This window comes from Candidatus Margulisiibacteriota bacterium, assembly GCA_041658645.1.
GTDB lineage: Bacteria > Margulisbacteria > WOR-1 > O2-12-FULL-45-9 > XYB2-FULL-48-7 > JBAZZV01.
Map to the genome: position 1 here is coordinate 1 of JBAZZV010000019.1, position 9696 is coordinate 9696.

The following is a 9696-nucleotide window of genomic DNA, read 5'->3' on the forward strand; positions in this document are numbered from 1 at the left end:
TCTGGGAGCTTGATCCCACCGAATTAAACCAAAGAAAAGCGGCGGCGAATAATCGGAATTTACTTAGCGGCAGCGGTCAGGTCAGGTTTGATAAGGCCGCGGGTAAAAGCGCTTGGGGCGCGACGGAGAGCTTCGGCCAGTTCTTGCCACTTCCCGACTACGTCAATGACGTGAAATACTCGTTAACCAGCAATACTTCGGGCGTTAAAGTGTCTCCTTCAAGCGGCGACAAAAACACGACTTATGGAGCGGAAGATTTAGCTACGGCGGGAATAAATTGGACCACCAACGATGACAATTCTCTTCTGCCAACCGCCGGACTAATTAAAAGTCCAGGATTAATTTTTAACGAAAAAGAATTTTACGGCAGGCGGGAGCTTAAAATATCCGACTTTTATAGCGTTAAAGATGATTATCAATCGGTTTCCGCTCTTAAATATACGTTTGTCAAGAACGACCCCTTTGGCAGGACGAGCAATTCTCCGATTGATAATCCCAACGTGGTAATCACCGGCTGGAATGTGGCTTTAAAAGACAAAACCGGTGGGACGAATAAAGATATTGTCTTAGAAAAGGTTGATACCACCAGCGATAAAGATTGGCAATCGCACTGGAAGAGCGACAAGATCAAACTCAAGCTTAAACTTGATGCCTCCGAATCCCGCTATGTGGAAGTGTTAGGCAACGCCTCTGGTCCTTACGAACTGATGTATTTCGACGGCAAGACCTGGAAAACTTTTGTAACTTCAAACAGCGGCGCGTCTGGCCGCCTCGGCTGGTGGAATGTCGGACGGTTAAACGGGAAATACACCGTATTGATAAAATCCGGCAGTTATATCGCGACCAAAGATGTTTCAATCGGCACGCTGATTGAGAAAGAGGTAAAGATGTCGGCTTACAGCACATATAAGCGGGCCCAGCTTGAATTCCCCAAAGGGGCTTTTGTTAATGGCTCAAAACTCCCTCAAGACCAGCTGGTAACAATTACGCCGGTGGCAATGAATGAGATATACATCAGAAACCGGCCTATCATCATCACCTCGGGCCCGATTGTTGAGATCAAGCCGTCGCCCTGGAAATTTGATTTAGATAAGAAGCCGACGCTCAAGTTTATTTATACATTTGACGATCTTGCCGATCCGAAGTTGGGGCTTTGGGATATGAGCAAACCCCTGCCTGAACCTGGAGAAAGCAAATTAAATCTTCCGATGAATATCCATCAAGTGACGGCGGGCGGGGATTTGCAGATCGTTGCCGGGAACAGGCAGGAAGTGGAGCTCAATAACGGGGAATTGCAATACGCGTTTTACGCCCCTTTGGACCATTTTTCGACATACGCCTTGCTCCCAGGGAAGTTTTCCCTCTCCGCGCCCATCGTTCTTGCCGACCGGTACATCACCAACAAGGAGACGGTCAATATCCACGGAACGGCAGAACCGGATTCAATTCTCGATCTCTATGTGGTCGGCAAGAACGATGCCCCGCCACCTTTCCTAAACGGTAGCGGCGGGGGTCCCGACGTTCCGATCGAAGGATCGGAAGTCGGGACGGCGCGGAGAGGGGTAGCCGACCCTAAAGGGAATTTTGAATTTAAAGACGTCGCGCTAATTACGGAAGGGAAAAACACCATCTATGTAACTTCCCATCCGAAAGATACCGCCGATGTGATGACCTTTTCGGATGTGACGATCATTAAAGACACCGTGCCGCCCAGCGTAGAAGCGAAGCAAAATCTCTATGCCTTTTCGCCAAATGGGGACGGGAAGTACGATAGCGTTGACTATGCGCTGAAGACGAACGAAAACGGGAAAATTTACCTCTCCGTAATGAGTAACGCGAACTCCTCGACTTCGCTCGGAGCAGGTGGCGTAACGCGTAATTTGTTAAATCAGGAGATCTCGGCGGAAGCCAACAAAGAAGTTAAGCTGACCTGGGGAAAAGACAATTTCCAGCTTTACCGACGGGATAACGCAACGGGGCAATGGATTTTATTTTCCGAAATCCCGATCAGTGAGCGGCTGGCCGATGGAGCCTACAACACGATAATCTATGCGATAGACGAGGCCGGGAATATTGCGAATAATGTTATCAGCCAAACCATCGTTGACACCACCCCGCCAACTATCCTCGGCCTCAACGCCGATCCCAATCCCTTCACCCCCAACGACGATGGGGTAAAAGATACGACGAAGTTCTGGTATAAATTCAGCGAACCAGTCTACACGACGCTCTCCATCTATCGCGACGATAGCAAACTATTCCGCACTCACGAAGGCCCAACGGAAAACTTTGTCTACCCGACAGTAGGAAACCGCGACGTTCAGTCGCAGGTTTCCTCCTCCGGTGATTGGCCCTGGGACGGCAGAGGTTCGCGGAATGAATTATTAGGCGGCACCTATAGCTGGGAAGTCTATGCCGAGGACTGGGTCGGTAATTCGGTAACTTCTGAAATTAAAGCGGTCGTCGTTGATCGCGTGCCGACCCTTATCCCTTATGCTTTCGCCGAGCCCGATCCGTTCGCGCCGGTCAACCCGAACAACAGCTTTACGGAGATCAAATATTATCTCGGCCGGGACAACCTGAAAGTCAAAGCGTGGATCGTTGGCGCGGAGGGGAAGACGATCAAAACCTTGATCGCCGATGAGCTTCAAGGAAAAGGTGAGCATATCGCCCGCTGGTACGGCGATTTTGAAAGCGCTTATGACGGCCCGACCGCGTCAGCCAATAAGTACCGCGTCGCGGACGGTTCGTATGTGTTCAAAGTCTGGGCCGAGGACCCTAGTGAACCCGCCTCGGCGGGCAAGCCCGGCGCGAAGCCGGCCGAATCATCGAATACCGTGTTGGTTGATAACGTCCCGCCCAACATCCTGGTCAAGGGCTTGGCCGTCGACTATCGAAAGAACAAGGCGGAACTGACCTATTCTATTCCTGAAAATTCTTCCGTTGAAGTTTCCGTCTTTGACAAAGACGGGATGCTTTTGGCGGCCGTCATTACCGGTGAGAGCCAGACCGCGGGGGAGCATCTCATCAGTTATCCGATCAGCGGAGAAGGGGAGAGGTACTTTAAGATCGTTGCCGAGGATCGCGCGAAAAATATCGCGGAAGCAAAAACGGACGCGTTCGCGGCCAGCCCGGATACTTTCCGCTTGGCTAGCCATCAGGCCAGCCCCGCGACTTTCACCCCCAACGGGGACGGTTTGACGGACCTGACCAGGATATCCTACGGCCTGGCGGGCGGCGTCCCCGACTATGCCGTCGGCCTCGATATCCGGACGCCGACCGGTTCGACCGTCAAGAACCTGATTACCAACGATCCTCAAGGTCCTGGTAATTATTCCTTCTACTGGGATGGCCGGGACAACGCGGGAAATATGGCTTTGGACGGCTATTACAGCTATGTGATCAAGGCCGAAGACAAGTTAGGCGCCAAGGTTGAAGAACAAGGGACGATCCTGCTGGTTTCCGCCCGGCCGACGGTCGATCTCTCGACTAGCGCCCCGATCTTTTCGCCTAACGGCGACGATGCCAAGGACTCGGTCAACTTTAACTATTCGGTCAATTACCCGACGATGTACATCTCGGGTGAAGCTCTCGTCAAGATCGAAGTGCTCAACTCTTCCAGCGAAGCGGTCTGGAGCAAGACTTTCAACCACACCGCCGGTTCGTATGTTTATGAATATAACGGTTTGGGCAACGACGGGAATCCTCTCCCGGCGGGCGATTACTATGCCAGGGTGAGCGGCCAGGACGCGCTCTACGGGACGGCCATTCCCAAGACGATCAGCCTGACGGTTGATTATTCAGTGCCCGAGCCGACCGATTTTTCGATCGATCCGCCGTACGCGAAGCTGGACAGCGATGTCGGCATAAAGTTAAGTTTCCCGGAAACACTTGAGGCGGCTCCGTCGGTCAAACTAACGTTGAATAACGGAGCGGCCAAAACCGCCAACTTGACGACGGTTGAAGGCAATAGTTACGAATACCATTATTTGATTATTGATGAAGACGCGGAAGGGCCGGTTGAGGTTTCAGTCGAGGCTCGCGATCTGGCGCTTAATCCGATCAACAAAATAAAGACGTTTGTGATCGACAAGACAAATCCGTCGGTCAGCGATCTTTCTGTCTTGCCCAACCCGGCCAGTATACCGTCCGTCAACGGACAGGTAAGCGTCAAGTTCAACGTCAGCGAAGCGTTAAAAGAAGCGCCGAAGGTTTACGTGACTCAAAATGGCGCGTCTCCCCAGTTACTAGTTATTAGTGGCCAGTGGCAGGTGGCTAATGGTCAGGTTGAAGCGAAATTCGACCCCATTCCTGGCTACGACGGCCCGGCGCTGATTACAGTTGAATCTACAGATTTAGCGGATAACATTACGCGTTACGCGTTACCCGTTACGTTGGTGGTTGACACGATTAAGCCGGTCTTCAGCGGCATTCAGAGCGAAATTAGCGGCAATGAGTTACCAAAATATGCCAAAGAGGGCGCGGAGGTCAAGATAACTTTCAACTCTTCCGAGCCGCTTAAATTTAATCCGGAAGTGAAGGTTAATGGCAATCCCGCCAATTATGATAGTTTGAGCGCGGGTGAATACACTTATAAATATACGATTTCCGGCAGTGATACCAACGGCAACGCGGCGCTCTCGATTGCCGGCTATGATTTCGCGATGAATAATGGAACGGCGGAGACCTCGTCTTCTTCAGAAAGTTTTGTGATCGATCTGGTCAATCCGACGGTGGCGATCGCCGCGCCAAACACCCCTGACGAAGATATTTCCAATCCGTGGAGCTTTGCAACCAATGAAGATCCAAATAATCCGAATGTGCATAGGTCAACGACTTTCTATTACAGCTTGCCCGAGCCGTCAAAGGTGACCGTCAAAGTTCACAAAGTTTTTGACAGTCAAACGACCTACACCAAAGCGGATTTTAACAGCGGCAATCTGATAAAGACATTGGTAAGTGATATCTGGCAGAATGCTGGGAAACGGGCTATTACCTGGGAAGGGACGATCACAGATAATATAACCAGCTATGATACTAACGGTGACGGTTTTGCTGTCCCCGGCAAATATGCCTTTATTGTCGAGGGAAGGGATCGGGCGGGAAACCTAACTCTCAAGAAGTGGGGCGGCACGGTTTGGATCCAGGATAATGTTCTAACGCTTAAAGAACCCGATCAGCAAGATTTCTCCAACGCGAAGATAATACCGACCCCTGAAGTCAATCCCGATCCGCATTGTATTTCACCGAACGGGAACAGCGTTGAGCCGGCACAGAAGTGGGCGAGATTCTATTTCATGATCCCCTTGACGCTCAATCCCGCTTCGGGTGTTCCCCAGCCGCCGGAAAGGATCGAGGCATCGTGGACGGCGGCCCCAATAAAGAAAGTCGGCAAATACTCGGTCAAGGTTTACAGCGACAGCAGCCTGACTAATCTTGTCCGTACGATAACTTCTGAGGCCGACGCTTATTCCGCTTCGCTAACGTATGAGAACTGGGACGGCAAAAACGACGCGAACCAGTTTGTGACTGACGGGACCTATTATATGGTGGTCGATGTCAGGGATTACGCCGGGAATGCGGCGGTTGACAATCTGCTGAAGAGATCGGTCGTGGTGGATAATACGATGCCGGTTGCTGCCAATCTCTCCGCCGCCCCATATTATTTCGCGCCGGGGCCGGGGACAAATTCGACTATTAAATCAACGACATTAACTTACGAAGTCAGTGATAATTCCGGCAAGGTCTTTGTCTCGATCGATACTTATCGCGATGCAAATGGCAACGGGCTTTATGACCCTGGGGTTGACCAGTATGTGGTCAATCTGGTCAGCCAGGAAGCCAAAACGGCCAATAATTCCGTCTATGATCTAGTCTGGGCACCGACCAATATTGGCACGGTTTACAACAGCGGCTTTAATGACGGTAAGTATCTTTTCAAAGTTACCGTGATTGATGAGGCGGGGAATAGTGCGGAGGTTAAGACTAAGGATGTTTATGTCGATACGGCTGGACCGACTTTTGCATTCTCTTATCCAAACATTACCAATGATATGACTCCCGCACTTTCCGTGAGCAATCCTTCAGACACCGGTGGTTCCGGCTTGCATGATCAAGCATATCAGTTTGCCTGGAGAGTTAATAACGGCAGCTGGAATTACAGTGATTGGTTAAGCAGTAACTCCTGGACACCGACCCTTACAGCGGATTCAACTGACTACGACTTTGCGGCAAAGGTGAGGGATAAGGTGGGCAATGATAGTGGCTGGCAATATGATAATGACAACACTTTAGAAGACGATCCGCCAACCGGTTCCGTTTCGATCAACAGCGGAGCAGCGAATACCAACTCAACCTCTGTTACTTTGACCCTATCTGCCACGGATAACTTAACCGGAGTTACCCATATGCGAATTAGTAACGACAACAGCAGTTGGAGCACATATGCTTATTCGACTTCCTATTCCTGGTCCATTCCTTCTGGTGATGGGACCAAGACGGTTTATGTGCAGTTTAGAGATGGAGCGACTAACTGGTCCGGTTCCTTTTCGGACAATATCGTACTAGATCAAGCCCCGCCGACTGATGGTTCCATCTCAATAAACGGCGGAGCAGCGAATACCAACTCAACCTCTGTTACTTTGACCCTATCTGCCACAGATAACTTAACCGGAGTTACCCATATGCGAATTAGTAACGACAACAGCAGTTGGAGCACATATGCTTATTCGACTTCTTATCCCTGGTCCATTCCTTCTGGTGATGGGACAAAGACGGTTTATGTGCAGTTTAGAGATGGAGCGACTAACTGGTCCGGTTCCTTTTCGGACAATATCGTACTAGATCAAACCCCGCCGACTGATGGTTCCATCTCAATAAACGGCGGAGCAGCGAATACCAACTCAACCTCTGTTACTTTGACCCTATCTGCCACAGATAACTTAACCGGAGTTACCCATATGCGAATTAGTAACGACAACAGCAGTTGGAGCACATATGCTTATTCGACTTCTTATCCCTGGTCCATTCCTTCTGGTGATGGGACAAAGACGGTTTATGTGCAGTTTAGAGATGGAGCGACTAACTGGTCCGGTTCCTTTTCGGACAATATCGTACTAGATCAAACCCCTCCTTCTGGTTCCGTTTTAATAAATCAAGGCGCCCAATACACAAATTCAAAAACTGCAAGCCTATCCCTGTCGGCCTCGGATGGTTTGACCGGCGTTACAGATATGCAAATAAGTGTTGATCAGCAGGGCACTTGGCAGCAAGTTGGTTATAACAACTCTTATTCTCCGGCAAATCTTCCCGGAGGAGATGGGGCAAGATATGCTCACGTTAAGTATCGGGACGGGGCAGGTAATTGGTCAACCGCTTTTGGCGATCTAATATATCTATATGAAAGTGGGCCAAAGACCATTAGTGCTGGGCCTGCACAAATAGTAACTGCTGGGTGGTGGTGGAATCATTGGTTGGAAACTTACGATTGGGGAGATGAGCAATCGGAAAAAGACTCTTCTACATTTACTTTGCCTTATGACATGAGGATTAACATAACATGCAGGGCAAATGACACCGGCAGCACAGACGGGCCGTATACGGGAGTTTATCAAATAAGGAGAAAATCGGATGAAACTATCGCTTGGACTGCAACATTGAAAGATGTTGGTGACACCTCAACATGGGCAACCTCCGATAAGGTTGCGGATTTATCTGCAGGTACATATTATGTATATATTGGGGGCACTTCTGGTCAAGGGGATGCAGATGCTAAAGTAATTATTACTGGAGAACCGGCTAATTTCGTGGGACATTTTTCAGGTATTTCTGTGGCAACCCAATCCGCCACTTTCGAAGCGCCAATTCTTACCGCTCCCGATAATAACAAGCAGAATGTAGGCAGTATCCGCCCAACCTTTGCCTGGCAGCACCATAAGGGGGAGACGACTGAATATAAGATAGATGTGGCCAAGAACGATACCTTCACAATAGCTAATCAATCATTTGCCAAATCGGCCAATACCGGCTCGCCGGACAGCGCGGACCCAGCGCTCTTTAATTATACTTACTCCATCCATGAGTTCGATCCCGGTTTGGATAAAGACACTTATTATTGGAAAGTGACGGCTTTAGCCACCAACGAAGCGGCGACCTCCGAGGTCTGGTCGTTCACTATCCAGCCCGACCTGACCCTGACCGGCATTACCAACTATCCGAATCCGTTCAGTCCGAACCGGGAAAAGACGAAGATCCGCTATAAGTTAGGGGCCGATGCCGACGAGGTTAAGATCAGGATCTACGACATTACCGGCTCGCTGGTCACGGAGCTTGACGGGACGACCAACGGCGAATCATCGAGCATTTGGTCAAAATATAACGATATCGAGTGGGATGGGAGGAATGGGAGAGGGGATATGGTCATGAATGGGATATATCCTTACGAAGTGATAGCCAGGCTGGGAGATAAGTCGCTGTCCGGGAGAGGGAAGATAGCGGTGCTCAAATGATAAACTCAAATCGTAACGCGAATAGGGTAATACGTAATGCGGGCAAGGAATTCATTTTACGCGTTACGCGTTACGCATTACTTTATTCGATCTTGGTTTTCTCTGGTTTCCCCGCGCTTGCCGCCGGTCAGGCTGGCCTCGACATAGCCGTCCTTAACGCTGGCGTTGGTGCTCGTCCGCTGGGTATGGGCTCGGCATTCACGGCGATCGCGGATAATGCCGACGCTCCCTACTGGAACCCGGCCGGGCTGGGTCTGCTCAACAAGAGTGAAATAACTACAATGCAGACGAGACTATCGTCTGACACGGACCATTACTACGTCAGCTATATCCAGCCGGTGCTGGGCGGCACGCTCGGTATCTCCTGGGTTCAGGTCGGACTGGGGAATATCAACCAAACCTCGGCCGAGGTCGATTTCCACAACGAAGTCCAGAATATCAGCATCTTCAGTTACTTCTCAAACGCCTACCTGATCGCCTATGGTAAAGAGCTGTCGGATAAGGTCTCACTCGGCTTAACCGCGAAATATTTGAGTTCTGATATGACCAATATTTCCGGCGGGCAGGGGAGCGGGTATTCGATTACGCCTGGCCTCCTTGTACGCGTTACGCCTTACGCGTTACCCGTTACGATAGGGCTAAAGATCGATGAATTGTTTAACCAACAACAATGGGGAACCGGTACTGTTGAACGAGTCCCACCGAAATTGCGCTTAGGTTTAGCCTATAAGTCACCAAACCCCGGCTTATTTGCCCTTGATATTGCCCAGATCGTTAAAACCGGTTACTCTCCCGAGCTTTCTGGGGGATACGAATACAGCCTGGGCGGTTTATCCCTGCGGTTGGGCTATGTAAATAGCGGTTTAACGGCCGGGGCTGGTTTCCAAGTCAACCACACGCGGGTCGATTATGCGTATGTCAGTCAGAAAGATTTGAGCCGTGATAATGTACATAGGATTTCGTTAAGCGGCATCTGGTAATTTCTTCTTTTTTCCCCACCCATTTTTAAATCAGAAAACAGCCCTCCGGAGGCGATGGCTTTCTTTTTTTTTTCTTCTTCTTCTTCTTCTTCTTCTTCTGAAAAGGGGGAAAGACCGGAACGCCAGCCTTGGCCCGAGCCTGCTTGCCCTGCCTGTCCGCCTATGGCGGAAGTTAATCGAGGGGTCGAGGGCCTGAAGCTGGCCCCAGA

3 protein-coding genes are annotated in these 9696 nt (G+C 50.2%); 2 read left to right on the forward strand and 1 reads right to left on the reverse strand.

Annotated elements, in window-relative coordinates:
• Positions 1-143: 143 nt before the first annotated feature.
• Positions 144-8507 (forward strand): FlgD immunoglobulin-like domain containing protein, encoded by an 8364-nt coding sequence (locus WC903_08990; GenBank protein MFA5894080.1) that lies wholly within the window; start codon positions 144-146, stop codon positions 8505-8507.
• Positions 8504-9487, forward strand: a complete 984-nt coding sequence (locus WC903_08995; protein ID MFA5894081.1) for a PorV/PorQ family protein — start codon at positions 8504-8506, stop codon at positions 9485-9487. Before WC903_08990 ends, WC903_08995 begins: the two co-directional genes overlap by 4 nt.
• Here WC903_08995 and WC903_09000 read toward each other — a convergent pair.
• On the reverse strand, positions 9430-9696 hold a 267-nt coding region (locus tag WC903_09000), incomplete at its 5' end, for a hypothetical protein (GenBank protein MFA5894082.1). The genes WC903_08995 and WC903_09000 overlap by 58 nt on opposite strands.

What these genes read in the sequence shown, in the direction of transcription:
- WC903_08995 (MFA5894081.1), top strand. Translation starts at nt 8,504, where the DNA reads ATGATAAACTCAAATCGTAACGCGAATAGGGTAATACGTAATGCGGGC.